Annotated in this window: 24 protein-coding genes and 1 pseudogene; 6 read left to right on the top strand and 19 right to left on the bottom strand. The window is 48.0% G+C overall.

Features of this window, described 5'->3' with window-relative positions; genetic code table 11:
* Window positions 1–3 precede the first annotated feature (3 nt).
* The 12 genes from ACWPAB_RS12790 to ACWPAB_RS12735 all read right to left on the bottom strand — a co-directional run bounded on the left by ACWPAB_RS12790 (window position 4) and on the right by ACWPAB_RS12735 (window position 12,054).
* Window positions 4–1,377 carry an MFS transporter gene (locus ACWPAB_RS12790; protein ID WP_003582874.1) on the bottom strand — a complete coding sequence of 458 codons (1,374 nt, stop codon included), beginning with the start codon at window positions 1,375–1,377 and terminating at the stop codon, window positions 4–6.
* A 177-nt stretch (window positions 1,378–1,554) separates the two neighbouring features.
* Window positions 1,555–1,878, bottom strand: a complete 324-nt coding sequence (locus tag ACWPAB_RS12785; protein WP_003582875.1) for a hypothetical protein — start codon at window positions 1,876–1,878, stop codon at window positions 1,555–1,557.
* Between the two features lie 180 nt (window positions 1,879–2,058).
* A complete protein-coding gene (locus ACWPAB_RS12780; protein ID WP_052915920.1) occupies window positions 2,059–5,370 on the bottom strand; it encodes an MMPL family transporter in 3,312 nt (1,103 codons plus the stop codon).
* A complete protein-coding gene (locus tag ACWPAB_RS12775) occupies window positions 5,367–5,969 on the bottom strand; it encodes a TetR/AcrR family transcriptional regulator (protein WP_003572929.1) in 603 nt (200 codons plus the stop codon). Before ACWPAB_RS12775 ends, ACWPAB_RS12780 begins: the two co-directional genes overlap by 4 nt.
* A 249-nt stretch (window positions 5,970–6,218) precedes the next feature.
* Window positions 6,219–6,479, bottom strand: coding sequence for a hypothetical protein (locus ACWPAB_RS12770; RefSeq protein ID WP_003562589.1), 261 nt, complete (start codon window positions 6,477–6,479; stop codon window positions 6,219–6,221).
* Between the two features lie 213 nt (window positions 6,480–6,692).
* Window positions 6,693–7,355 (bottom strand): ABC transporter permease, encoded by a 663-nt coding sequence (locus ACWPAB_RS12765; protein ID WP_003562592.1) that lies wholly within the window; start codon window positions 7,353–7,355, stop codon window positions 6,693–6,695.
* Entirely contained in the window at window positions 7,355–8,284 is a 930-nt protein-coding gene (locus ACWPAB_RS12760) for an osmoprotectant ABC transporter substrate-binding protein (RefSeq protein WP_003562594.1), read from the bottom strand. Before ACWPAB_RS12760 ends, ACWPAB_RS12765 begins: the two co-directional genes overlap by 1 nt.
* Window positions 8,285–8,295: 11 nt before the next feature.
* Complete coding sequence (locus ACWPAB_RS12755) at window positions 8,296–8,925, bottom strand: ABC transporter permease (protein WP_003568628.1); 630 nt, start codon at window positions 8,923–8,925, stop codon at window positions 8,296–8,298.
* Between the two features lie 2 nt (window positions 8,926–8,927).
* Window positions 8,928–10,181 (bottom strand): betaine/proline/choline family ABC transporter ATP-binding protein, encoded by a 1,254-nt coding sequence (locus ACWPAB_RS12750; RefSeq protein WP_003582881.1) that lies wholly within the window; start codon window positions 10,179–10,181, stop codon window positions 8,928–8,930.
* A gap of 623 nt (window positions 10,182–10,804) precedes the next feature.
* The gene (locus ACWPAB_RS12745) at window positions 10,805–11,458 is read right to left on the bottom strand and encodes a CPBP family intramembrane glutamic endopeptidase (protein ID WP_003577283.1); all 654 of its coding nucleotides are present in this window, start codon (window positions 11,456–11,458) and stop codon (window positions 10,805–10,807) included.
* A 65-nt stretch (window positions 11,459–11,523) separates the two neighbouring features.
* On the bottom strand, window positions 11,524–11,745 hold the full coding sequence (locus ACWPAB_RS12740) for a hypothetical protein (protein WP_011673963.1): 222 nt from the start codon (window positions 11,743–11,745) through the stop codon (window positions 11,524–11,526).
* 123 nt (window positions 11,746–11,868) lie between these two features.
* Complete coding sequence (locus tag ACWPAB_RS12735) at window positions 11,869–12,054, bottom strand: hypothetical protein (protein ID WP_003562602.1); 186 nt, start codon at window positions 12,052–12,054, stop codon at window positions 11,869–11,871.
* A gap of 36 nt (window positions 12,055–12,090) precedes the next feature.
* Here ACWPAB_RS12735 and ACWPAB_RS12730 point away from each other — a divergent pair, with 36 nt between their 5' ends.
* The 4 genes from ACWPAB_RS12730 (at window position 12,091) to ACWPAB_RS12715 (ending at window position 15,734) form a co-directional block, all read left to right on the top strand.
* Window positions 12,091–13,947, top strand: a complete 1,857-nt coding sequence (locus ACWPAB_RS12730) for a heavy metal translocating P-type ATPase (protein WP_003582883.1) — start codon at window positions 12,091–12,093, stop codon at window positions 13,945–13,947.
* Window positions 13,948–13,966: 19 nt separating this feature from the next.
* Window positions 13,967–14,194, top strand: coding sequence for a heavy-metal-associated domain-containing protein (locus ACWPAB_RS12725; protein ID WP_003562606.1), 228 nt, complete (start codon window positions 13,967–13,969; stop codon window positions 14,192–14,194).
* Window positions 14,195–14,341: 147 nt separating this feature from the next.
* Window positions 14,342–14,926: a ferritin family protein gene (locus tag ACWPAB_RS12720; protein ID WP_016366853.1), complete on the top strand. Its 585-nt coding sequence runs from the start codon at window positions 14,342–14,344 to the stop codon at window positions 14,924–14,926.
* A 148-nt stretch (window positions 14,927–15,074) separates the two neighbouring features.
* Window positions 15,075–15,734, top strand: a complete 660-nt coding sequence (locus tag ACWPAB_RS12715) for a Crp/Fnr family transcriptional regulator (protein ID WP_003562610.1) — start codon at window positions 15,075–15,077, stop codon at window positions 15,732–15,734.
* Between the two features lie 613 nt (window positions 15,735–16,347).
* Here the strand turns inward: ACWPAB_RS12715 and trpA are convergent.
* The 6 genes and pseudogenes from trpA to ACWPAB_RS12685 all read right to left on the bottom strand — a co-directional run.
* Window positions 16,348–17,142, bottom strand: a complete 795-nt coding sequence (trpA, locus tag ACWPAB_RS12710) for a tryptophan synthase subunit alpha (RefSeq protein WP_003562633.1) — start codon at window positions 17,140–17,142, stop codon at window positions 16,348–16,350.
* Window positions 17,135–18,355: a tryptophan synthase subunit beta gene (trpB, locus tag ACWPAB_RS12705; RefSeq protein WP_003582888.1), complete on the bottom strand. Its 1,221-nt coding sequence runs from the start codon at window positions 18,353–18,355 to the stop codon at window positions 17,135–17,137. Before trpB ends, trpA begins: the two co-directional genes overlap by 8 nt.
* The gene (locus tag ACWPAB_RS12700) at window positions 18,339–18,938 is read right to left on the bottom strand and encodes a phosphoribosylanthranilate isomerase (RefSeq protein ID WP_003562637.1); all 600 of its coding nucleotides are present in this window, start codon (window positions 18,936–18,938) and stop codon (window positions 18,339–18,341) included. The genes trpB and ACWPAB_RS12700 overlap by 17 nt, the downstream gene beginning before the upstream one ends.
* A 151-nt stretch (window positions 18,939–19,089) precedes the next feature.
* The gene (gene trpC, locus ACWPAB_RS12695) at window positions 19,090–19,872 is read right to left on the bottom strand and encodes an indole-3-glycerol phosphate synthase TrpC (RefSeq protein WP_016382180.1); all 783 of its coding nucleotides are present in this window, start codon (window positions 19,870–19,872) and stop codon (window positions 19,090–19,092) included.
* The gene (gene trpD / locus ACWPAB_RS12690) at window positions 19,869–20,894 is read right to left on the bottom strand and encodes an anthranilate phosphoribosyltransferase (RefSeq protein WP_003582892.1); all 1,026 of its coding nucleotides are present in this window, start codon (window positions 20,892–20,894) and stop codon (window positions 19,869–19,871) included. The genes trpC and trpD overlap by 4 nt, the downstream gene beginning before the upstream one ends.
* A gap of 575 nt (window positions 20,895–21,469) precedes the next feature.
* Window positions 21,470–21,571 (bottom strand): annotated as a pseudogene (locus ACWPAB_RS12685) (DUF4918 domain-containing protein); the annotation flags it as partial.
* A 66-nt stretch (window positions 21,572–21,637) separates the two neighbouring features.
* Between ACWPAB_RS12685 and ACWPAB_RS12680 the strand changes: the two are divergent.
* A complete protein-coding gene (locus ACWPAB_RS12680; RefSeq protein ID WP_016382181.1) occupies window positions 21,638–22,777 on the top strand; it encodes a hypothetical protein in 1,140 nt (379 codons plus the stop codon).
* A gap of 131 nt (window positions 22,778–22,908) precedes the next feature.
* On the opposite strand, the gene ACWPAB_RS12675 is transcribed toward ACWPAB_RS12680, so the two are convergent.
* Window positions 22,909–24,735: an MFS transporter gene (locus ACWPAB_RS12675; RefSeq protein WP_016382182.1), complete on the bottom strand. Its 1,827-nt coding sequence runs from the start codon at window positions 24,733–24,735 to the stop codon at window positions 22,909–22,911.
* A 158-nt stretch (window positions 24,736–24,893) separates the two neighbouring features.
* Here ACWPAB_RS12675 and ACWPAB_RS12670 point away from each other — a divergent pair, with 158 nt between their 5' ends.
* Window positions 24,894–25,472, top strand: a complete 579-nt coding sequence (locus ACWPAB_RS12670) for a TetR/AcrR family transcriptional regulator (protein WP_003582900.1) — start codon at window positions 24,894–24,896, stop codon at window positions 25,470–25,472.
* Window positions 25,473–25,662 lie beyond the last annotated feature (190 nt).

The raw sequence follows: 25,662 nt of genomic DNA, 5'->3' as shown, positions 1-25,662 counted from the left end.
TGCTTACTGCTGATCCGCCCGCAACCGCCATTGCACAACAAAGGTCAACACAGCAAGTACCGCGAGCACGATGAAGTCGATCTGACTCCCTGTCGCGTCGGCACCCACCGGAGAGAGGCGGTGTTGCAAGGTGATGATGGCTGATAAGCTGGCGGTGCCTAGTGAGCCGGCGTATTGCTGAATGGTGTTGAACAAGGCGTTGATGTCCGCTTTGGTCGGGCCGGTTACCATGGTGCTGGCGTCTGACATGGTGTTGCCGAAGCCGAGGTTGAAGCCCATGCGGAAAATGATATAAAAGCCGACAATCAAGGGGATGCTCAGCTGGTGGGTGAAGATGCCGAGCAAGATTGCGCCTACGAACATGGCGGTATTACTTGTCAGGAGCAGGTGGCGTGCGCCGAACCGATCATACAAGGCGCCGCCAATGGGTGAAACCGCCGCGCCGATCAATGAACCGGGCAGCAAAATCAGTCCGGCCACAGAAGCATTGGTATGCAGGACGTTTTCGGCGAAAATTGGAATAACGAAAGCAATGCCAATATTGCTGAATTGCAAAATAAAGAAGTTAATGGCGCGTGCTCGAATACCAGCCTGTTTGAAAAGCGAAAAGTTAAGCAGCGGCGTGGCTGTATGTTTTAGGTGATAGCTCATCCCAGCAATGGCGACAGCCAAAGCCGCGACATAGCCCCAAAAGCCAGCAGTCAGCCCAGATGCCGTGAATTGATCCAGCACTTCGATGAGTGAGAAAAGGCCAAGTCCAAGCAGCAGCAAACCTAGAAAGTCAAAACGATCAGTTGTCGTCTGCGCTTTAACGCGAATCGTGGCTTCGCCCAAGGACCAGACGAGCAGGATAACTGGCAGTACCAGCCAAAAAATCATCCGCCATGAGGCATAATATGTCAGTAAACCGCCATAAGTTGGCCCAAGCGCAGGGGCCAGTGACGTCACAACACTGGCCATCCCCACGTAAATCCCAAGATGGACTTGCGGGATCATGGTCAGAATCAAATGAAACATCAACGGGGTCGAGACCCCAGTTGCCAGGGCCTGCAACAAACGGCCAGCAAACAAAATTGGAAAACTCGGTGCCCAGATACACAATAAGGTTCCGGCCAGGCTGCAAAGAATGGCAGTTCGAAACAAGCGCCGTGTATCAAATCGTCGCAATAAAAAAGCGGTTGTGCTCATGACCAAGGTAACCATCAGCAAATAACCTGATGTGAGCCATTGCACTGTCGACAATGAAACATGCAGCGTTTTGATAAGCGTTGGAAAGGTAACGTTCATGGAAGTCTCAACCAGAATACCGACAAACGTCAGTAATCCTGCTGATAAAATAGCCAATTGCGTGCGATGTGAAACTGGTGAAGTTGTCATGGGAGTGCCTTCATTTCTATCATTTAACCTGATACACATGGATCATGTAGCAACAGGTCACTGCTGACGATAGCAGATTCAAAAAAATGATGCAAAGGCAAGCGGTTTCATTTAAAGCGAAGCACAGTCTACATATAGCTGCTTAATAAACAATTTGGATGCTAAGGAATGGTTCCGTTAGTTACTGAAAGCCACCACTATGATCAGGATCGTCATAACTGCGAAAACGAGATACCAGAATAACCGGCCTGTTGGATTATTGGGGTTAACACTAATGCCAATGCCAAACTTTTTTGGGACGAACAACGGTTGCTGTTTTGTTTTTGGAGCGGGTGCGTAGTGTAAGAAGCTTAAGATAGTCAAAATGAGGACGAGGATGAGAGGGACAATTCTTGCTATCTTTGTATCTGAGCGCAAGGTCCACACAACAGAAAGCAGAAAAAAGGCAAAAATGAAAAGTATGGTTAATGATAGTAGTTTGCCTGATTTGTTTGAGCGCATGATCGACATCCCCTAGTGTTATCTTTATTAAACCACTGCCGAGATGGCTTCAACTTATAACAGCATCAGATTCATGGCAACAACCGATTCATATAGCTTTCTAAACAGATACAAAAACACCTGCAGTCTTGGAAACTACAGGTGTTAGGTCTCAACGGAGAGAGTGTGCGTGCAACCCGTTTATTTTTTTGAATCAGGTGGGACAGCCGCTAAATGAACACGCGGTTTCTGTGACGTGCGCGGTTCCGCCGGTGGTGCTGAATGGCTTGAGTTTGGGCCATTTAGCGTTGGTGTTTTAGGGCTTTTTGGTGACGTATGATCATTGTCGTCATGTGGGCCGGGGCCTTGCGGATGATTATTTTTGTTCATCTGCTTGTCAGTCAGGCTGATGACACTGGACATGACCAGTGGGAGCAGGAAGACGAGGAGGATCAGGCCGATGATGACGGCCAGCGCGACCTGAATCAGGGTTGTAATGCCGGATGGGATCATCGCGGCAAAGGTACCACTTAGGATGATGGCAGCGGAGATGACAACCGCACCGATGACGCTAGCGGCTTTGGCAATCCGATGCGTCATGGTGCCGCCTTCGAGGGCGTTATCACGGTAGCGCACCATGAGGAAGATACTGTAGTCAACGCCGAGGGCAACGAGCATGATGAAGGTGAAGAACGGTGTGTTCCACGTCAGCATGTCGCGACCAAGCACGTAAGTTGAGAACAGTTTGGTGAGGCCTAACGAGGTGACGTAGGCCAACAGCAACGTTGAGATAATGCTGATAGGTTGAATCAAGGACCGGGTGACGAAAATGAGGGCGATGCCGATGCCAATAATCATGATCGCAGCAGTTCGTTCAAAGTCGCCATTAGCCAGTTTTTGCAGGTCGGCGGTTTGTGAAGTTTGGCCACCAACTGCGACGGTTGCGTCGGCTAGCGGCGTGTGCTTTAATTTGGCCGTCATGTCAGTTTTAATCGCTTCGATCTGTTTGGCGGCAGCATCTGTGCTGGGATCGCCCTTTAGAACAACGGTCAATTTGGTAATCTTGTTGCCATCAGACATGTAGGTCGTTAACGCAGGCTTGAAGGTTTTACTCTTTAAAGTGGCGTTAGGGATATAGAACTTCTTCCCCAGATACGACTTTTGCAACTCGGTCAGGTATTGTTTCATGCTGGTGCTGCCGTCTGCAATCGTGCCGAGGGCTTTGTCTGCCGAGGTTAAGCCGCTTTGCATGGTGGTGACTTGTTCGGAGATTGCCTTCACTTTTGTGTTCAGGGTTTGGACACCGGTATTGACCTGATCGGCGCCACTGGCAACTTGCGCCGCGCAACTATTAAGGGTGCCATTTTGTGCTGCGAGCTGTGAGGACCCCGTGTTGAGTTGGTTGACACCGGAAACAAGACTCGGTACTTGGCTGTTTAAGGAACCAATCCCACTACTCAGTTGGTGGGTGCCACTGGTGAGCGTACTGATGCCGCTGTTTAAGGCTGTCGTACCATTGTTCAGCGTTTTGATGCCATCGCCAAGCGAACTGGTACCGTTCGTCAGCTGTTGCACACCACCTGAAAACTTGGCGATTTCTTCTAGAATTGACTGTGTCAGTTGACTGCCATTGGGAAGTTGGTTAATTAAGGTAACGATTTGCTGAGCACTGCCGGTCAAGTTCTGAACTTGGCTGGCGAGCTTGTTCATCCCGCTAGTCAACTCACCAGATTTGTCGCTAAGTTGATTCATCCCGCTGGCGAGTACCGTACTATTCCCGCTAAGCTGATCCATGCCCTTAGCTAGCTGGGTCGAACTCGTACTTAAGGTGTTCACCCCTGAACTCAGGGCCGGCAGCTGGCTGCTTAATTGGCCAATCCCGGTGTTTAACGATGCAACGCCGGAAGTATACTGGCCGATTCCGCTGTTAAGACTGGAGGCGCCGGATGAAAGGGTGTTGGTGCCATTAGCAAGGGTCTGCACTTGTTGCGTGCTGCCGGCGACATCAGCATTTGTAATTTGCGTATTGGCTGAACTAAGGCCTGCTTGCACCTGCTTCAACCCTTTCACGCTGTCTGTCAGGCCCGCATTAATCGTTTGGAGTTGATTGTCGAGATAGAGCGACTTAATCTGACTGCCGCCTGGTTGTGTCACAGAGGCAACTGTCTTAACGCCGTTCTCCTTTTGCAGGTAGGTTGTGAGGTCATCAATCGTACCAAGAACCGTTTGTGTATTCAACGGTTGCTTACTTTGAATATAGATGGTTGTTGGTGAGGCCATACCTTTTGAATAATGATCCTGAATCAGCTTATAACCGACCTTGGATTGCAACGTTTCCGGCAGTTCATCCGCGTTGTTGAAATTCAAGGTTTGGTTGGCATTCAGCAAAAACGGCACTGCGATGATGCCAATGATCCCGAGGGTGATGAGCGGTCGAGCGATGCCCATTTTGGACAGGCCGTGCCACAGTCGGCTGGTGCTATGACCGTTGAGATTCTTACTTGGCCAAAAGAGCTTTTCGCCTAAAGTGGCCATGAAGAACATGTTGAGCGTGAGCAGCACGGTCAAGAGGATCAGAACACCAATGGCCACGCCAACTGCGGAACGATAGAACTTGAAATTGGCAAGGCCGAGCACGGAGAAGCCGATTAGAACTGAGAGGCCAGAGTACAGGATCGTTCGCCCACCAAAACGTCTGGCAACTCCGGCAGCTTTCGTTCGTGGAATGCCCTGTGAAAGGGCGGCCTTGAAGTCGTCGTATAGCAAAATATTATAATCGGTTCCAATTCCGAAAAGGACAACCACTAGGAAGACTTGAGTAAAGTTTGAGATTGGAAAGTTAAACTTGTCCGCCAAATTCATGATGATGTTCAAGGAAGTCATGAAGGAAATGGCAACGGTGAGCAGCGACACGAGCGGGACGATCGGGGAACGGAAGACAATGATGAGCACAATGAAAATGAAGATTGCCGCAATGATTTCTGTTTTCTGAATCCCTTTTTCAGTGACGGTCGCAAAGTCGTCGTTCAAGACATCACTGCCAGTTACATAGGTTTTGACGTTGCTAGTTTTGATTTGTTTTTCTAAATTGCGCGTTTGCGGCCCGACTTGCCCTTGGGCTTTCACATCGACCAACGCCATCTGAGTCGTACCGTCTTTGGCGTCTAGCTGTTTCTTAGTTTCGGCGTTGTCAGATGCTTGTGTGACGTTGATAATTTTGACAGCACCGGTACTCTTAAGGTTCTTGAGAGTTTGATGAATGGCTTGTTTTTGCGAGGCAGTCAGTTTTTTGTCACCATTGTTGAAAACCAGTGCATAAGAGCGAACCTTCTGATTATTGTTGGCTTTCTTTTCAATGTTTGCGGCAATTTGACTCTCTTCGTTTTTCGGCAGCGATAAGGCGCCTTTGTCTCGGACGATGCCGGAAACATCTGGCATGGTGATTAAGGTCATGATGATGACGATTAGCCAGAAAATAAGGGCCGGTATGTGACGATGACGAAGATTTTTCATTGAAAGATACTCCTTTCACAGGTTAAGCCGTTCCAGATCTGATTTTTTAGCTCAAGGGCTAACTGATCTTGATCGGGCACATGGCCTTGAAGTTGTTGTTGGACCCAAACGATGTCAATCATGCTGACGATGCTGCCGTATAAAATAGCTAATTGGGTGCGAACATCTGCTTTCACAATGACACCGTGTTCCTGACCTTCCATCAGCATATTGCTAATCAATGTGGTAACACGGTCGCGAGCAGCACGACTCTCTGGGCGTAGCGCTTCATTAAACACATTTTGTTCAATAAAATGCAGTTCAGTTGGGTAATGTTGCATGGTCAGTGCAGCGGCATCAAAGAGGTGGCTGAAAGTTGATTCGGGATCACTGACGTTGCAATTGGCAGCGTCAGCCAGTGAGTCGTGAAAATAATCCATGATGTCAGTAAACGCGGTGTTAAGGATATCCTCTTTACCCTTAAAGTGACGATAAATTGTGCCAACCGCTACATTGGCAGCTTTGGCGATTGACGGTAAATTGGTTTCCGCGTAGCCGCGTTCGGCAAACAGCTTGACTGCTTGGGCGATGATTGGATCTGGGGTGGCGATGGGTTTCATTTTTTCTCCTCCGGAATGAACGTTCATTCGCATATATTAGAAGTTGTGAATATTCTTGTCAAGAGCATATTGAAATTAACAGGGAGCGTCTACGATGTTGTAACTGGCACAATGTCTATAAAAGAAGCAATACAAAGGTGGCATATGGCTATCATTTTCAAAAAAAACCACCATCAAAATCTTGATAGTGGAAGGAAGGGTAACTAGGTTAATTTGTACAACAGACTGTCACGGTGTTCTTAACGAGACTCACTTTGAATAACGGCTCGGTTTTACCCGTGAAGTTTTGACTTTCTGATCCAGATTTTGTTCCGGTAAGCTGGCAGGTTCCTCGTGCACTGGGGTGGCATGATGTGGCGTGATGGCCGCCTGCCAAGAATCAGGGGTTGGAGCTGCCAGCGGTTGGACCTGACTGGTCGAGATGGGAACGGCAGACGTCGACGGTTTGGCCGGTTGCGGATTCCCGACTGTTAAGAGGCTGGCGGCGATGGCCAAAAAAGTGATACTCATAAGTAAGACTCCCTTCGATCATTTGACTGCTTTCATAACAGCCAATAGTAAAAGCTTACCGAAGGGATGAGACGGATTCGTACCGACTCAGTGGCGGTTTTGTTGAAAAAGGACGATGAAAACATGGCTTTTTGCTAAAGGAACCTTTAAGGGCCGTAAAAAAAGACGACCAGCAATGGCCGTCTTTAGGGTTAAATAAGGTTCATGACGATTTTAAGATTCTGCTTTGCCTTTTGGTTCCAAGCGGCGTTCCAAGAAGCCCAGTACCAAATCAGAGATGATCGCCATTAACGCGGTTGGCAATGCGCCGGCAAGGATGATGGCGCCGCCGTTGGTTGCGTTGGTGCCGCGAACAATGATGTCGCCCAGACCACCGGCACCGACGAAGGCACCAATGGCGGTGATCCCAATGGCCACGACCAGCGCGTTGCGAATGCCGGCCATAATGACAGACATGCTCAAAGGAATTTCAACCATGTACAGCGATTGCCAACGGGTCATGCCCATACCCTTAGCCGCATCCATCAAGTTCTTGTCGACATTTTGCATGCCTGTGTAAGTATTCTTGATGATCGGCAGCAGCGAGTAGAGGAAAACAGTCACGATGACGGTATTCACACCCAGCCCGAGGCCAAGCATGATGATCGATAACATCGCCAGACTAGGAATTGTCTGAATGACGTTAGCGATGCCAATCACCGTGCTACTTAATGTCCGGTGCCGCGCAATTGCCAGCCCGATCGGAATCCCGATGATGGCGGCGATTAACACCCCATAAATTGAGATCAGAAAATGGCGAGCAAACTGACTCAGCACATACGAGCCATTATTGGCAAGATAGTACCAGAATTGCTGCCAGGTATCCATGTTGGCCATTAGTCGTCACTTCCTTTGAAATAGTTGTGTTTGGCAAGAAACTTTTGCGCGACCACGTTCGGTTCAAGCAGTTGATCATCGACTTGATAATTCAGCTCTTGCATCGTCTTCAGGTTGATTTTGCCATCTAACCGATGTAACAGCGGCTTGAGTTTCGGGTATTTTTTCAAAAAGCTGTTGTTGACGACGAGCGAACATTGATAAGGTGGGAAGAACTTTTTGTCATCCTTCAGCACTTTCAAGTTGTAACTGCGAATGCGGCCGTCTGTTGAGTAACCTAAGACCGTCTGCATCTTGTTGGCTTCGACCGCGTCGTAAACCAGTCCGATCTGCATCGGGTAGACTCGTTTGAAATCGAACCCATACATTTTGGTGAAGTCGCTATAACCGTCGCCTTTGCGGTTCATCCAACTGGAATCTACGCCCGCGTTGTAACGCGAAGCGACTTTCTTCAAATCGGAAATGGTGCTCAAACCGTCCTTTTTGGCTTCCTGTTGGGTCACCATGAAAGCATAAGTGTCGGAAAAACCATAAGACGGGTACCAAGTCTGGTCGTAACGCTTTTTGAATTCGCGCTTAACAATCGCCGTAGCTTCGGCAGGATCCTTGACGGGATTCATGCCTAAGGTACCGGTAATGTCGGTCCCAGTGTAACGGGTAGCACTAATGTCAGCATCGTTACGAATCATCGCTTGATGCACCACGGTACCAGAACCCAGGTTGTTGACCAAAGTCGTTTTGTAGCCGAGTTCATGATTAATGAGTTCGGCAATGATATTTGCCATGATCTGCGATTCAGTACTGGTTTGCGAAGCGATCCGCACAGTACCGTCATTACCAGAGCCGCCCAGTCCGGGAAAGCCGCAGCCGCCTAATAGCAAGACGGGGATGAGGAACAGCGATAGGAGCATTTTTCTGAATGTCTTCATCTCGCCACCTCCTAGGCCTGTTCGCTTACTGGGGTTAGCCGATGTTCTAGCCGGCCCAGCAGCCAATCAACCAAGAGTGCCAAGATGGTAACCGGAATCGTCCCGCCAATGATTAAGTCCGGCTGGAAGAGGTTCAAGCCGTTGAAAATGAGATCCCCAAGGCCGCCAGCACCGATGTACGATGCGAGGGTTGCCCAAGCGATGACATAAATGGCGGATAGGCGCACACCGGCCATGATGACCGGCATCGCCAGCGGCACTTCGACTTGCCGAATTGATTGCAAGGCCGTCATGCCCATGCCTTTAGCAGCATCAATCAAAACCGGATCGACATCTTCCATGCCAATATAAGTATTACGCAGAATCGGTAGCAGCGAGTAGATGAACAGCGCCACAATGGCCGGTAACTTGCCGATCCCAAAAATTGGAATCATTAAGGCCAACAACGCCAGCGATGGCACCGTTTGTAACATGCTGGCTAGACCGATGACAACTTTCGCCGTTTTAGGAAAACGTGTCAGCACAATGCCCAGCGGCACGGCTACCAGCACGCCAAGACCCAGTGCGATGGCGGAAATGTAGAGCTGCTCCCAAGTCTTGGTGATTAGCTCGCTGCCATGTGCGTTTAGAAATGCGAACATGGTCACACCTCCTTAGGCGTGTCACTGTTAGCAGGCGCTTCCGAAGCAGCAGTTGCTGAAGCGGTATTTTCGGTATCGCTATCAGCTTGGTCACTGTCGATATCGTCAGATTTGTCATCGTTGTCGCCCCAGATAGTGTCGTAAACAACATCGACCAAGGCCGCTCGGGTGACAATGCCGACAAGTTTCTTATCATGATCGACAACAGGGACATATTTAAGCCCGCGTTTGAGAATGCGATCAGCGGTATCACGCAAAAGTGAGTCTTTATTCACGTAGAAAATACTGGTTTTAATGATATCGCCAACACTAGTGGCACTTTGATAACGCGTCTCAAGAGATTCAAGATCAATGAAACCTTTAAGATGATTCTCGTCATCTGTGACCAGCAGCGTATCAACGCGGCGTTTGCGCATCAGCAGAATCGCTTCAGCCAAAGATTTGCCTGGTGTGATGGCGGCTGGGTTTTTAAGCATGATTTGTTCAACGGTGGTGACATCGGCCCGCGCTTGAACAAGTCGGTCTTGCCCGACGAGATTTTCGACGAATTTGTTGGCCGGATGGGTTAAGAGTTCTGTCGGTGTCGAGTTTTGAATAATATGCCCATGATCCATGACCACGATTTTAGTTGCGAGTTTCAAAGCTTCGTCCATGTCATGGGTCACAAAAACCACGGTTTTACCGAGTTTTTCTTGCAAGTTCTTAATCAGTTCCTGCAAAGCTTCACGAGTGATGGGGTCCAAGGCGCCATATGGTTCGTCCATCAGAATCAGATCCTGATTGGCTGCTAGCGCACGGATAACTCCGATACGCTGTTGTTGGCCGCCAGAAAGTTCGGAAGGATAGCGATCAAGATAGTCTTCTGGAAGTTCAACTAAATCGAGCAGTTCCTTGGCTTTTTCCCGGCGTTTTTCTTCGGGCCACTTTAACAGCTTTGGCACGATGGTGATATTTTCATAGATCGTCATGTGTGGCATGAGGCCGATATTCTGGATGACATAACCGATTTGCCGACGTAGTTTAACGGCATCGATTTTATGAATGTCTTTGCCGTTAAACAGGATCTGGCCGCCGCTGGGCTCCAGCATTCGGTTGATCATCCGCATGGTCGTTGTCTTCCCGGAACCAGACGTCCCGATGAGACAGACAAAATCCCCCTTATGGATCTCAAGGTTGATATGTTCGACCGCGACATTTCCGCCTCGATAAACTTTCTCAACGTCCTTAAATAGGACCATTGGTTGTTCTTCTGGCATCTGACGCGTCCTCCTTTATTTGAATACTTCTATATTACCACATGGGGTTAATCAGATTTTAATATATTTGAGAACAGGTGTTTGCAGAAACGCCTTTGTTAGCTATTTCATTTAAAGTGATCAGAGAGTTCGGTGGAACTAAAAAATCTGCTTCTCGAAAAGTGTGGGCCATCATTCCCTCGTAGGACTTGTGATTCATTAAATGACGAATAATCGTAGGAAGGTGCTGGGCTAAAATTCTCTTGCCGTGCCAAACTCCGCAATCTCCGGCCAGCTGGGGCTGGAACGCTGTGACGGCGCTTCGAGCCCGCAAAGCCCGCGGTCTCGAAGTCGCCTAACAACATCAGCTCCACAGCCCGTCGCTGTGTTGTTTGCACGGCTGAGCCCCATCTGGCCTACGATTGCTCCGCCTTGGCACTGGTATTTTTAAAAATTCCAATAGACTACCCAAATGAAAAGACAAACAATTTCCGCACTTAATAGAATTCCTGCAGAAATTGTTTGTCCTTTCATTTGATAGCTGTGAATTATGGCCCAACCGCGTTCCCGTAAGCAACCGGCGTTCCCAAGAGACTGACTTCAAGTGTATCTGCGACGGAAGTGTCTTTTTACTTTCCCGAGATTCACAATCGCAGCATGACTAGTATTGTCACGATAATGTTATAAGTCATGTGTGATACAATGCTTGTTTTTATTGTTCCAGAAGCTCGATTGAGAAGACTAAAACCAATTGCAGCAAGAAGTAGGCACAATGAAGCAACAATCTCCAATCCGTGGAGAAAAACAAAAATGAGCGAGGTTATGAGGACTGATGGCCAATAGCCAAAAATACTTGCCAAATAATCTTGGATAACGCCTCTAAATCCGAGTTCCTCACATATCGGGGTTAAGAAACACAGAGAGATAATCATTGGCCAGCGCGATGGGCCAGTTAATACTTTTGCAGTTGACGACTGCAACACATTGTCAGTTGGAGCCGGGAGAAATGGCAGATTATTGAGTGTTATTGTTAAAACAACAATGAAAATGGTCCAAATGACCGCTATATAAAAATAACGTGCTTTGAGTGGCTGATTAAGTTGTTGCGTTGAAGAAGGCTTTATATGACGATCAATGAATAGCAGTGATGGTATTGAGATACTGGCCGCAATAACAATAAATAGCCAGTTTAATAAGACACCTTCAAAAAAGCAGTCAACTAGGGAGACTCCAGAGGCAAGGAATAAGAATGGTATAAATAGAATGATCCCGATAACCAGCTGTTTTAGTTTATTCAAACATTTCTCCAATTTGTAGAAGCTTAAGAAACAGGTAGCATCATGCGCTGTTGATAATCTTGTCGCTACTGATGCTTACGGGCATGAAGCTTTGGATTAGACGCATACTTTTCATGCAAACATCTTATTAATACATAGATTGCCACGCAGGTTACGATAGCGCTTAACCCCTTGAGCACATTCCCGAATATCATATTGTTCGTCCAGAGAGCTTCGATATATCTGAAGATGCTACGGTTAAAGAGCACTATCAGCAATGCACCCCAAACTTTTTTATCGCGATTCATTTTAGTATCATCTCCCAATTAACGCATCATCATGGCTGAGGATTGGTCATACTAGAAGACCACTACTCAAATATCTGTTATGTATACGAATGAAATCTTACAGGAAATTCGATAAGACAGCAATTAAGCCCCCAACAACCAAGATACCTTCAAGACTAAGCAAATTAATTGTAACTGAAACTGATGATGCTTCATCAGTTTAAAAATAAACGTCGTGTTTTCATCTTTTTTCGTCATAAACATGTCAGTTCCAGAATAATCGTGTGGCAAATCCCTAAAGTTGATCACCGTCAAGGCAGCTTTCTTCATACCTCGGTACACTGGTCTCAAATGGAGGGATTAGCGATGCATTTTATTCAGACGCATAAACAAGAAGCGATGATTGCTGGCGGTGTGCTGACAGCAGGCGGTCTGATTTTTAGTCAGGCATGGGTGCTAGTGTTGGCGAGTTTGGTGGCGGGCTTGCCGATTGCGATCAATGCATTGGCGGCGCTGCGGTATAAGCAGATTAGTATTGAGTTGCTGGTGACGATTGCCCTGGTTGGCGCGGTGTTGATTGGTGAGCCGGTTGAAAGTGCTGTGGTCAGTTTTCTATTTTTATTCGGTGACTGGTTAGAGCAGCGCAGTTTGGCGAAGACGCGTTCGGCGATTCAAGGCTTGGCGGCTGCGGCACCGAAAACCGCGCGGCGACTGGATGGCACCATGATTCCGGTTGGTGACTTGGCGGTTGGTGATCAAGTCCGTGTACTGGCCGGCGAAACGGTACCAGCTGATGGCAAAGTGATCAGTGGGCAGGCGAATGTTGTTGAAGCCGCGATCACTGGTGAGCCGGATGCAAAAAGCAAGCAGGCCGACGCAACGGTTTATTCCGGCACGCAGGTGAGTGATGGTACGGTGGCTATTGAAGTTGAGAAAACCGGCTACAACACGGTTTATCAACAGATCATTGATTTGATTGAAGATGCTCAGGACGCACAGTCACCAGTCGCCACTTTTATCCAGAAGTTTGCGCGGTGGTATACGCCGCTGGTATTGATCATTGCTTTGCTCGTTGGTTTGATCAGCCAAAATGTCCGACTAGCCATTACGATTTTGGTATTAGGCTGCCCTGGTGCATTGGTGATTGGCGCCCCCGTCAGCAATGTTGTCGGCTTAGGCTTTGGCGCGAAGCACGGCATTTTGATCAAAGGCGGGGATGTGGCCACCAAATTGGATCAGATTGACACGGTGATGTTTGATAAAACCGGCACCTTAACCCAAGGCAAAATCAGCGTTGCAACCGCACAATATTGGGCGAACGATGACGCCAAAGTTGCCGAGCTGGTGGCGGCAGTCGAGCAAGCAACGGCGCATCCGTTGGGGCAGGCATTGGTCGCCTACCTAAAGCCGCAAACAACACCGGCTGTGACCGACGTGAAAGTCACGCGGGGCATTGGCGTGCAGGCACAAGTGGCTGGCCATACCGTTAGTATTGGGAACCAAAAGAGTCTGACGCAGCCACTGACCACCGCTCAGCAAGCTGCTATTCAAAACGTGATTAAAAGCGGTGCTTCGTTGGTCGTGGCGACAATTGACGGCAAACTTGCTGCAGTCTACGGCCTACGCGATCAGTTGCGGACCGACACCCCAGACATGTTGGCGACTCTTCAAGATAACGGTAAAAAGACGGTTGTGCTTTCAGGCGACTCGCAGGCGGCGGTTGAACACATGATGGCGGATTTGCCACTGAGCCAGACCCACGGCGGCTTATTGCCAGTCGACAAGGTCACGGCGATCAAAACGGCGCAAGCGCGCGGTGAAAAGGTGATGTTTGTCGGTGACGGGATCAACGACGGGCCTGCACTGGCGCAAGCAGATGTCGGGGTGGCCATGGGCTCAGGGATGGATGTGGCCATTGATACTGCTGATGTCATTTTAACCAGCAGTCGCCTGACGAATCTCGGCGTTCTTTTCGATCTGGCTAAACGCATGGACAACAATATTAAACAGAATCTTGTCATTGCGATCGGAACCGTTGCCTTATTGTTAAGCGGCTTGCTCATTGGGTTAGTTGATATGGCCAGCGGGATGCTGTTCCACGAAATTTCGATTCTGTTGGTCATCGCGAATGCCTTACGATTGCGCCACACCCCTAGAAAGTTACAAAACTTGACGACGATCAAGGACGCCGCAGCACAAACCGTTAATAATGAAGGTAAATAAACAAGAAAGGATTTTTAACATGACAAAATTAGTTTATCAACTGGATGGTTTAACTTGCCCAAGTTGTTTGCAGAAAATTGAAGGCGCATTAGGCCAGCAAGCCGGTGTCAAAACTGTGAAAGCCTTGTTTAACAGCAGTAAGGTCAAGGCTCAAATTGATCCAAGCGTGACCAATGCCGATGCTTTGAAAAAGACGATCACGGACTTGGGTTATACCGTTGTGAACGTGCGCAGTCAAGAAGCATAGAGCGAGAACTGGCGCGGTTAGAAACCGGAGCATAAGCAGCCTTGGGTGTGGTGGCTGAGCCAATTACCCCCAAGGTCCTTATGGAGGAGGTTTCGATGCTATAGAACGCTTTTAAAAATAAACAAGCGCGGTTAAGAGGAGAAGAACATGAGTGTAATGACAGGAATGAAAAGTATTACCGCTGATCAAGTTAAAGAACAACAAGCAGCCGCTGCTAAACAGGCTGACCATGACCATCATGTGCCAACTGCTGGCGCGATGAGTGGCCACGTGTTGGCGAACTTGCAGGTGCTGATCCGCAAGCTGACGCAGTTTCGGGTGACCTTACGAGGTGTGGCCAGTGAAATCGATCGGCAACTGTTAGATCAGCTAATGCAACAAGCACAAGACCATTTTGACGACCTTGTGGCTGATTTAGCTGCCCAAGGCGAAGATTTTCCGACAACGACAGCGGAGTTCGGTGAATACACGATGCTCAAGGAAGACCCGGCGTTTCGTTTTTGGACGAATGATATGAAATTGGACGCCGTTGTCAATGATATCGATACCTGCCAGTTGTTTGTCAGTCGGGCGATTCCGCTGGCCAACAAGGAGAACAAAGCTGTGTTGGCAGCAGATATGTTACAATTGCAGCGCTGGCATGAACAAAGCATTCTGCGCTTGCAAACTCGGCTTGGCCGCCAAGTGACGGCGGGGCGGGCATTGCTTGACGAGGATGAAGATGACGATTGATCAAGCTTGTTGACAGAGCGTGAGCAGGCGCGTTTAGAAACCGGAGCATAAGCGGCCTTGAACCTAAATGGCTGGGCTTTGGCCATTTAGGTTCAAGGTCCTTATGTGCAGGTTTCTGCGCCTGCGAACGCGTTTAGGAGGTGGCAACATGGCGCATAGTTGTACGGCGGTAGTGCCGTTATTCAAAAATTTAAATGATGAGGCGCGTGCCGCCATTGACGCGTTGACGCACGAACGCCAGGTTGAAAAAGGAACCGTTTTGATCAGCCCTGATACGGCGGCCCATTTGTTGGTGGTTGCGCACGGCAAACTCAAAACTTACCAGTTGGCCACCAATGGCAAGGAACAGCTGCTACGGGTTGATGGTGTTGGTGATTATGAAGGTGAAGCCGGCTTACTCAATATCGCTAATCCGAATGTCTATACCGAAACCCTGACGGCGGCAACTGTCTGCACCATCAGTGCCACTGACTTTCAACAATTGCTTCTCAAGCAGCCGCAAATCAGTCTCCAACTCCTGACTGAAAACGCCCGTAAAATGCAGGCGCTGGAAAAACAGGCCGGCTATTTGGGTAACGATTCGATCAACGTTCGGCTCACCCACTACCTACTGGACTTGCGTACCGCGGCGGGCCAGGACACCGTCACAGTTCCGATGGCATGGACACAATTGGCCGATTATCTCGGAACAACGCCGGAAACGGTCTCGCGCACTTTGAAACGACTCGCCGAGGAAAAACTCATTGAACGTTCAGGTAAGCAGGTAAGAATTCTGAATGCCGAGGATATGGAAGATTTTGCTTGGTGAGGTTGCCGAGTGATGTTTTTTAAATACAAAAAGCCACGAATCATGCAATCTAAACTAATTGCACGATTCGTGGCTTTTTCTTTGTTTTGCAAGAAGCGACATATAAATAAATCGGCACTGAACAAAATTTAACCAAAACAATTTTTCGTTTTTTAAGAAAGCCAGCAACCGCAACCTTCAATCAAAGAATACTTATTGACCACATACATTTAAATCTATAGACTGACCTTAGGCTTAGAGAAAGGACTAATTACCCTGTTTTCTTCGTCTAGCGGATTGGATGGCACACACCCCTCAACATTTTTGAGACGCGGAGGTGAGAGCCATGCCAAAACTAGGAGACGAAAGGGGTTCGCCGCGCTGGATGTGGCGTCGATTATCATCGCGCTAAGCATACTGGTTACCAGTATCGCCAAAGCGTATGCGATAATCAAAAAAGCTAACCGCAAGGATTAGCTTTTACCCAATTGTCATCTGAACCGCGTTGAGGTCATCGGGGTACCGCCCGGTGGCCTCTTTTCAACGACTTAATTATACACAAGATGCTAACAAGGCGTCAACATACTTACTTTAATGAAGTTATATGTGAACAATGCTGATCTTGGTCACACGATTATTTCACCGAAATTTGCTTTTTAGCATCAACGGCCACTCGGATCTGCTTAGTAAATTTTTCAATCGCAGCCGGTGCCTGTTGTTTTTCCTTCGCGACAAGATCAACGATGGCGCTGCCGATGATGACACCATCGGCGATGCCTGCCATTGTTTGTGCTTGTTCAGGCGTGTGAATGCCGAAACCGATAGCGGTTGGAACGTTGGTATACTGCTTAATTTCTGCGACTAATGCCTTTAAGCCAGCAAAGAATTCATCGCGTTCGCCAGTAATGCCCATTGATGAAACGACATAGATAAATCCTGAGGCACTTTTGGCAATTTTCTCAATTCGATGACCGGAAGTTGGCGTGATTAACGGAATAATATCGATACCGTACTTTTCGGCAATTGGCACAATTTCATCGCGACTTTCATACGGCAGATCTGGGATCACCAAGCCGGCGACATTTAAATCCGCACAGCGTTTTAAGAAGGCGTCGTAGCCGTATTTGAAGACAATGTTTAAGTAGGTTAGGAAGACGATTGGCACCGCGGTTTCTTTGCGCGCAGCCTCCACAATGTCAAAGACCGTTTTGGTGCGAACGTTGGCGGCGAATGCTCTTAGGTCGGCGGCTTGAATCACGGGACCGTCGGCGACTGGATCGGAAAAAGGGATGCCTAACTCCACAATATCGGCGCCACCTTTGGCAAGTGCGACCACGTTTTTGACGGTGGTTTCAAAATCGGGATCATCAGCGACGATGAAGGGGATAAAGACTTTATGATTTTTAAAAACATCTGCTAACTTACTCATCAACATCGACTCCTTTGTATTTGGCAATGCTTGCGACGTCCTTATCGCCACGTCCGGACAAGGTACAGATAATGATTTGATCTTTTGCCATCTGTGGGGCAATCTTTTCAACGTAGGCGATGGCGTGACAGCTTTCAATGGCGGCAACAATGCCTTCTTGTTTCGCAATGTAGGTAAAGGCTTCAACTGCTTCGTCGTCGGTAATGCCAACGTATTGCGCCCGGCCTTCCTGAGCGAGAGCGGCATGCTCGGGGCCAACGCCGGGGTAATCAAGGCCAGCAGAAATGGAATAGACCGGATCAATCTGGCCATCTTCATTTTGCATGAATAAGGACTTCATGCCGTGGAAAATGCCAACGGAGCCGCGTTCGATAGTTGCGGCGGTTCTGTCGGTATCAGCGCCTTTACCGGCTGCTTCAACGCCGACTAATTGAACAGAAGGATCATCAATATAAGCAGCAAAACTTCCAATGGCGTTACTGCCACCACCTACACAGGCAACGACCATGTCTGGCAGCTGAGCTTCTTTGGCCTGAAGTTGCTGTTTTGATTCCGTTGAAATAACACTTTGAAAATGTTTTACCATTTCGGGGAACGGCGCCGGGCCGACTGCGGAACCTAGCACGTAGAAAGTGTCATCACTGCGACTCGCCCATTCTTGCAGTGTGGCGTTAACCGCGTCTTTTAAAACCATTGATCCGCTTGTGACTGGATGAACCTTTGCGCCGAGAAGTTCCATGCGATAAACGTTTAACTTTTGACGGTCAGTGTCTTCTTTACCCATGAAAATTTCACAGTCCATCCCCATGAGTGCGGCAATGGTGGCGGTAGCGACACCATGTTGACCGGCACCGGTTTCAGCAATCAGGCGCTTTTTGCCTAAATGTTTGGCGAGCAAGGCCTGACCGATGACATTATTGATCTTATGTGCACCGGTATGATTTAAATCTTCCCGTTTTAAGTAGATTTTGGCGCCACCAAGGTCTTCGGTCATGTTCTTGGCATAATAAAGCAACGAGGGGCGATTGGCGTAATTAACCAATAGATCATTTAATTCTGCTTTAAATTCAGGATTATCTTTTAAGTCATTGAAAGCCTTAGTTACTTTTTCAAGCTCGGTCATGAGGGTTTCAGGAATATACTGGCCGCCAAAGTCTTTTCCATAACGACCGGCGCGTGTTGACTGTTGGGTTGTTTCATTTAATGTCTTCATAGATGATGTCCTCTTTTGCTTGTTGAATGAATTGGGTGATTTTATCAGCATCTTTATGGCCGTTGGTTTCAACCCCGCTGGAGACGTCGACCATCGTGGGCTGAACGAGTTGAACCGCTTGGCGCACATTCAGTGGCGTTAGACCGCCAGCCAAAATGAGGGGTCGGCTGATGTGGGGGATAGCTTTTAAGTTAAGTAGTTGCCCGCTGCCTTTGCCGCTATCGACCATTAAATAATCAGCCATTGAGGTTAGATCAATGGCCTGGCGTTCAAAGACCTGGATCACTTTTAAACCGGCTTGTTGAAGTTGCGTGATTTCGGCTGGGGTGCTTTTCCCATGAAGCTGTGCAACATCAATGGCACCTGCTTGATAGATAGCCAGAATTTCGGCGACTGGCTCGTTGACGAAAACACCAACGGTCTTGATCTTGGAATGAAGCAACTGGTTTAAGGCCAACGCTTGCTCAAGTGATACTTGATGCCGCCCGGGAGCAAAGACAAAGCCGGCAAAGTCAGCCCCAGCAGTATTGACTGCCAAAATATCTTCCGAATGCATGAGACCACAGATTTTAACGAGTACCATTTTGGGAACCTCCTTAACCGCGCCAGTTCACGCTCTTTCTTAAACGCGATCACTGCCGCAGAAACCTCCACATAAGGACCTTGGTCGCAATGACCAAAATGCGGTCATCACGTCCAAGGCCGCTTATGCTCCGGTTTCTAACCGCGCCAGTTCACGCTCTTTCCTTGAACGCCGCTATTAATTGTTTTTTCTGGTTGGATCGCATGAGTGTTTCACCGATGAGAATGGCATTGAAGCCAGCTGCTGCCAGTTTTTCAACGTCTTCCTGCGTCTTAATGCCGCTTTCCGCAACGACGGGGATGTTATCAGGCACCATGGCTCTTAATTTCAAACTATTGGTGAAATCAACTCGAAAGTCTTTGAGATTCCGGTTGTTAATGCCGATTATCTTTGCACCTGACTGTAGTGCCCGTGTGACCTCAGCGGCTGTATAGGCCTCGACAATTGCGTGCATACCGAGTTTTTCAGCCAGTTGGCGATAATCGCGCAATTGCTGATCGGTTAGGATCGCAACAATCAGTAAAATAATGACAGCCCCGTTTGCCTTAGCCTCGTAGATCATATAAGGATCAATCGTAAAATCTTTTCGAAGCGTTGGCACCGACACTTGTTGGCTGATCTCCTTTAGATAATGAAGGTGGCCGTTGAAATAATCGGGTTCGGTCAAGACCGAGATAGCATCGGCACCGGCTTGATCGTACGCTTTGGCGATCGCCAAGTAGGGAAAATCTGTGACAATTGTCCCCTTTGATGGCGAGGCCTTTTTGACCTCAGCGATCACGTGTAGGCCAGGTTGTTTTAAGCGTATTAGAAAATCCGGCTTGTGATTGCGCGGCATTTTGGCCACGGTTTGTTTTAAATCAGCAAGTGACTGTTGGCGTTGGTGACGCGCTAAACGAATTTTGGTCACAGCCACCAGATCATCTAAGATCATGCCACCACGTCCTTACGCTTGTCGGAGAAAGCCAGTAGGCGATTGAGTTCTTCAAAGGCTTTGCCATCGTCGATCGTTTTAGCGGCTAAATCAATCCCTGCTTGAATGGATAAGTCGGGATGAGCCACGTGAAGCGCTGCACCGGCATTCAGCAATACGATGTCGCGTTGCGGTCCGTGATCGCCAGCTAAAATGCGCCGGGTAATGTTGGCATTGGCCTCAGGTGTGCCGCCAACCAGATCAGCCCGCTGACTGCGTTTCAACCCAAATTGCTCAGGTGTCACTGTGTATTTCGTTAAGTGATCATCCTGCAATTCAACCACCGCGGTTTCATCGGCGGTGGTCATCTCATCAAGACCATCGCGGCCGTGAACGACCATCGCGTTGGTGACGCCGAGCTTTTTCAAGACATTGGCTAATGGCTCAAGCAAGGTTTCATCGTAAACCCCAAGTAGTTGGTGAGTTGGGTGTGCCGGATTTGCCAGTGGCCCGAGGATGTTGAAAATGGTGCGGAAGCCAAGTTGCTTTCTAACAGGGGCAACGTACTTCATTGATTTGTGATATTCCTGTGCGAATAGAAAGGCCAAATTGTTTTCTTGCAGGCTTTCATAACTGACAGCGGGTGTTTCATTGATGTCCAACCCTAAAGCCTCAAGAACATCAGCGGCCCCGCTTTTCGATGAAGCGGCGCGATTACCATGTTTAGCCACTCGGGTACCAGTTGCCGCGACGACAATCGCGCTGGTTGTGGAAATGTTGAACGTGTTGGCATGATCACCACCAGTACCAACAATTTCAAGCACATCCTTGGTTTCGGGGAAAGCAAGCGCGTGGCTTCTCATAGAAGCAGCTGCACCGGCGATTTCATCAATCGTTGGATTCTTGGCGGTTAACGCGGTCAGTAAGCTGGCAGTTTGCACCTCAGATGCTTCACCGTTCATGATTTCATCCAAAACGGCTTCGCTTTCTTCAAACGTTAGGTTTTCGTGGTTCACGACTTTTTCAATGGCTTGTTTAATCATGATGAATGCCTCCAAATTGTGTTTTGACAGGGATTGTTGTGAGTTTTAAGTGATTGAAAGCTATATAAAAATCGCCATCGTTTAATCTCGTTTGTCTGATTCATACCCAAGACCTCCTTCGATAACGCGCTCACCAGCCCGGAAACCGGCTCACGCTCACAAAAAAATCCGCCCATAACTTTGAAAAGTTAAGGACGGATTTTCCGCGGTGCCACCTTAGTTCGATTAATTCGAGACTTCAACAAATAATAGCATCTGATTTGTCTAAAAATCCCCATTTAATCACGCTTAGCGAGAGACCAACATCTCTCCGACAACTGACGTATGCCTTTACGTTTCTCCGTACTTGAAGTCTTTCGGGAGAACCCTCCGTGGTCCATTTAATCATCTGCGTTCGATTGCACTCTCAGCACCGGCAACTCTCTTTGCGCGCACAATGATCTTGATCTCCACATCATCGGTTTCATGGATGAATTATTAATGGTTGATTTGAATATTAGAAGCTTCTCCAGAAAATGTCAACAATTTTAATGTGCGTATTCGTAAAAAAATGAAAGAGCATGAACAGCAGACAACTAACATGACACGTGATTTAAAGCGGTGAGATATTTCTCTAGATACTTGGTTTGATCTTTAGGATGATACTGTGTGATAAAACGAGGAGGCACGATTGTTTCAAGAATAATAGAAGCTTAGACTCAGTAACAATAGCAACAGCACCTAGACGTGGAGAAGGAGAAATGATGATGAACAAAAAGTTGAGCGTGGCAGTGTTGGCGCTCGGATGTTTGAGTTTACTGACTGCTTGTCAGCCGGGTAACGTTGTGAGCAAGGTTAAGCAGCATACAGTGACCGTTTTAAACCAAAAGGATCAAGTGTGGCGCGAAACTGAGGCGGTTTCTGCCACGGTAACGAGTCAGGGGAGTTTGAAAAACGAGCAAGTAAAACCGGACAACAAGTTGTCACCTGCTATCACGAATGCCGGTAAATTTTACAGTGTCGCTACTTTCAAACAGAGCGATTATGCCACGATCAAAAAGGCTATTCAGAAAAATGAAGCACAGCCTAAGACACTCCGCTTCGTCACAGTGAAGCAAGTGAATGCGACGCTTAAAGCGATGGGGGCAACCAAACAGATTAAAGCATTAACGGATTTGGTCTATACACAACAAGCGGATGGTCACACTTTTCCTAGTAATGATGGCTATCTCATTGAAGGCGATCATTTGTATGAAGTGATCATGGCTTACACGACAGGGGGTAATGCTAGTACCGTCAATCGCGGCAATGTTTACTCGCGGAAAATCAAGTATGGGACAACTAAACAGCTGACTTTCAATGATGTAGCCGGCACTTGGCAAAGTACTGCAGGCGATCAAGCTACCGTGCGAGATGATCAATTGGTGACCATTCAGAACAAGTCGTATGTTCGCGGCAAAGTTGAAAATCTAAGTCACTTGCAAGGAGAAAAGTTATATCGAAACACGGCGTACTCCCTGCGACAGACACAATTGGTCAAGCAAGATGCTAAGTTGACCCAGCAATCGTTGGTAGCAGGTGACTTGTATGACAATATGTATCTATTCCTATCAAAGACAAAGATGGCGCGTGTGAATACTAACGGTGTGACCATTTTTACGAAAAAGGCAGCGCAAAGCCAGATTCCTGATCAAGTTTTTGAGGTTTTTCGGTTATTAGACCAGCGCCATACAGACGAAGTCGCAGCTTATTTATTACCGCACGGGACTGACACTTATTCTGTGGCACTGACTCGTAGCATCAACTATGCAACGGTAAATTATGAAGGCGGCGCAACGGGAGCAGAATCAGTGTCGATTCAGGATGGCAAAATTAGTGTTGGACCAGACTTAAATCACAATTGAGCATGACTCACAACTTTACTCGCCCCAGTCAAAAATAAAAATTGGTCCATACTCAAAGAACATCAGCAGGCAGTGGTTGGGGCAACTGCATTGCTGATGTTTTTTGATTTCTCCTAAGCGATGAGAAATAGTCAAAGGGAATTATTCATGCCAAGCCGCCGATCCGTCCAAAAAGCCACTGGTGATAGACATAGGACAATCAAAGCGCCAATCAGGTACGTGTGACTAAAAGCCTGAGCTAAGCGGGTATTTTTACGTTGGGTAATGTCGTGAAAAGCGGTTTGCAAGGCTTGTTTCTGGGCGACTTGTTTGATGCCGGTCAAAAAGGCAGCTTGTCCTTGCGCCATGGTCGCAGCACCCGCGCTTAGTTGCACGATACTGGTGGCAAGCGGTGAACGGGTTTGTTGAGCCGCTTTTGCCAGTGCTTCCGAGCCGTTTGCCAACTTGTTACTGCCTTGTTGTAAGCCTGCACTGGCATCATACAACTTGCGAAGATCACTGCCAGCAGCGGGCTTTGGTAGATTAGTTTTAACTTTGGCTGCTTCTGAGATGGTTTGCCTCATCTTTTTCTGTTGGTGCTTTGTCGGGGTTGATGATCCGGCAAAGACCGCAGCGAGCTGCTGGTGAGCAACTGTTTTGACATATGGCGACAAGGTTTTTGCCGATATGATTTGGTCGCCAGCATGATGAATCTGCGTTTTTGCTGTGTCGATATTGGTATCCAATACGGTGACCAGAATCGCAATACCTAAACAGGTACCAATTTGCCGGGCCGCGTTGACAATCCCGGAACCAATCCCACTTTTATTTTTGGGTAGATAACGGACCGAGGCGACCATTGAGACTGAAGCGAAGCCAAAACCGAAACCGTTAATGACGAGCAGCACCACGATTAAGGCGGTTGCGGTTTCTGTTTTGATGAGCGACAGCAGGAAAAGGCTGGCAGCCATGAGCAGCATGCCGGCTAAGGTAACGGGAATAGCACCGGTTTTATCGAGTAGTTTGGTGCCAAGTGGCATGGCAATCATGATCGTTAGGGAAACTGGAATGATGATGAGTGCGGCATGCAAAGGACTATCGCCTAATACATTTTGGAGGAAATAGTTCAGAATCAGACTCGGTGCTACTAACGCAAAGCCGGTCATGAAGTAAACAATGCTAGAGGCACTCAACGTTTTTTCACGGAAAAGATCTAGCTCCAACAGCGGGTTCTTCACGCGCTTTTCGGTGGCGATGAACGCAATGAGGGCGAGGACACCGCCAATTAAACTGGTCAGAATCAGCAAGGATGTCCAGCCGTATTGGCGACCTTCCAACAGGCCAAATGTGACACCGCCAAGCGCGGCCGTTAGAAAGACAAGCCCCGGAAAATCGATACCGCCAGCGAGGGATTCATCATAGGATTCTTTTGCGCAAACGGCAATGAGCACGAAGGCAAGGATGGCTAAAGGAACATTGATGCCGAAAATCCAGCGCCAAGAAGCGACTTGCAGAATGATACCACCAATTGGCGGGCCGCCAGCCGCTGCTAGTGCCGTGACTGCTCCGACAACGGAAGCAACGCGGTTGATTTTCTCTTTACCGAAGACCTCAATTCCCATAGGCAAGACAATTGGGGTGATGATCGCGCCACCGAGACCTTGGAAGAAACGGAAGGTGATGAGCATGGACAGAGAAGTCGCCGTCATACAAGCAGCGGAGAAGCCGCCAAAGAGCAGGAGACCAAGTAACATGATTTTCTTGCGGCCAAACCGGTCAGCAATTTTCGAAGCGGTAATCATGAAGACCGACATGGCTAAGGTGTAAATCGTCATGACCCAACTCGTATTAGCAAGCGAGCCATTGAGATCCGTCATGATTTTTGGAATCGCAATATTGACGATCGTGGTGTCGAGGGTTCCCATGAACATCGCGATCGTCAGGCCAATGAAACAAAGTGTTTTGGTAAAACGCGTCATAGCATCCAGTCCTTTCATCTGATACGTTTGTGTCTATGTGACACATGTGTGACTTTCGAGAGCACTTTGAGTATACTGGGGCTTAGGAGAAGCGGCAATAGGTTGCAGACAAGTGCTACAAATTGGCAGTATTTGTGTCAGATAAGGGGATGCGAGCGATGAACGGTAAACAACGAATGGCGGCGCAGTCTAGACAGTGGTTGGTTGATGCCTTGATTGCGTTGATGCAACGCGAAAATGTGGCTGATATCTCAATCACGGAAATCGTGCAGACAGCAGATCTTTCACGAAAGACTTTTTATCGGGCATTTAAAACAAAAGATGACTTAATCGATTATCTCTGTGCCCAATTGACGGATGGCTATTTTGAAAGTTTGCAAAAAGCCACCCGCGATCAGGAACCGATTAGTTTTGAAACAACCATGGCAAATTTCTTCAACTTCTGGTGGCAGCAAAAAGACCTTGTTCGCTTATTGATTCGACAAGGTCTGTTTGATCGTTTGAACGGGGTTTGGCTGCAAGACGCGGTTGCTCACTACCGCGCGTTTCCTGCGCCTTGGCATGTCGCCGGTACCGATCAGGAAGTGAACTACATCATGGCCTTTGCCCTCGGTGGCTTCACGAATATTCTGCGCGTCTGGCTGGCGCAAGATGAGCCAGAATCGCCAGAACAGGTGCAAAAAGGGGCGCTGGCTGGTTTTGGACAATTGGCGCGGAGCATTGGTGGGACGAATTAAGTACTTAACCAATAGTTTAATAGCTGAACTAATTGCGTATAAGTCTTTGTGGACAGTATGATGGGCATACAAATTAAGCTAATATGAAAAACACACAAAGTTGAAGGAGTCCAACAAACTCATGAAAGCTCTCATTTGCCTCATTCTAAATGCACTTCCGTATGCCGGTATCGCACTGTTGTTAGATTAC

The organism is Lacticaseibacillus sp. 30 (genome assembly GCF_053819265.1).
The sequence above is the reverse complement of the archived record's forward strand: the minus strand, read 5'-3'. Positions and strand labels throughout refer to the sequence as shown.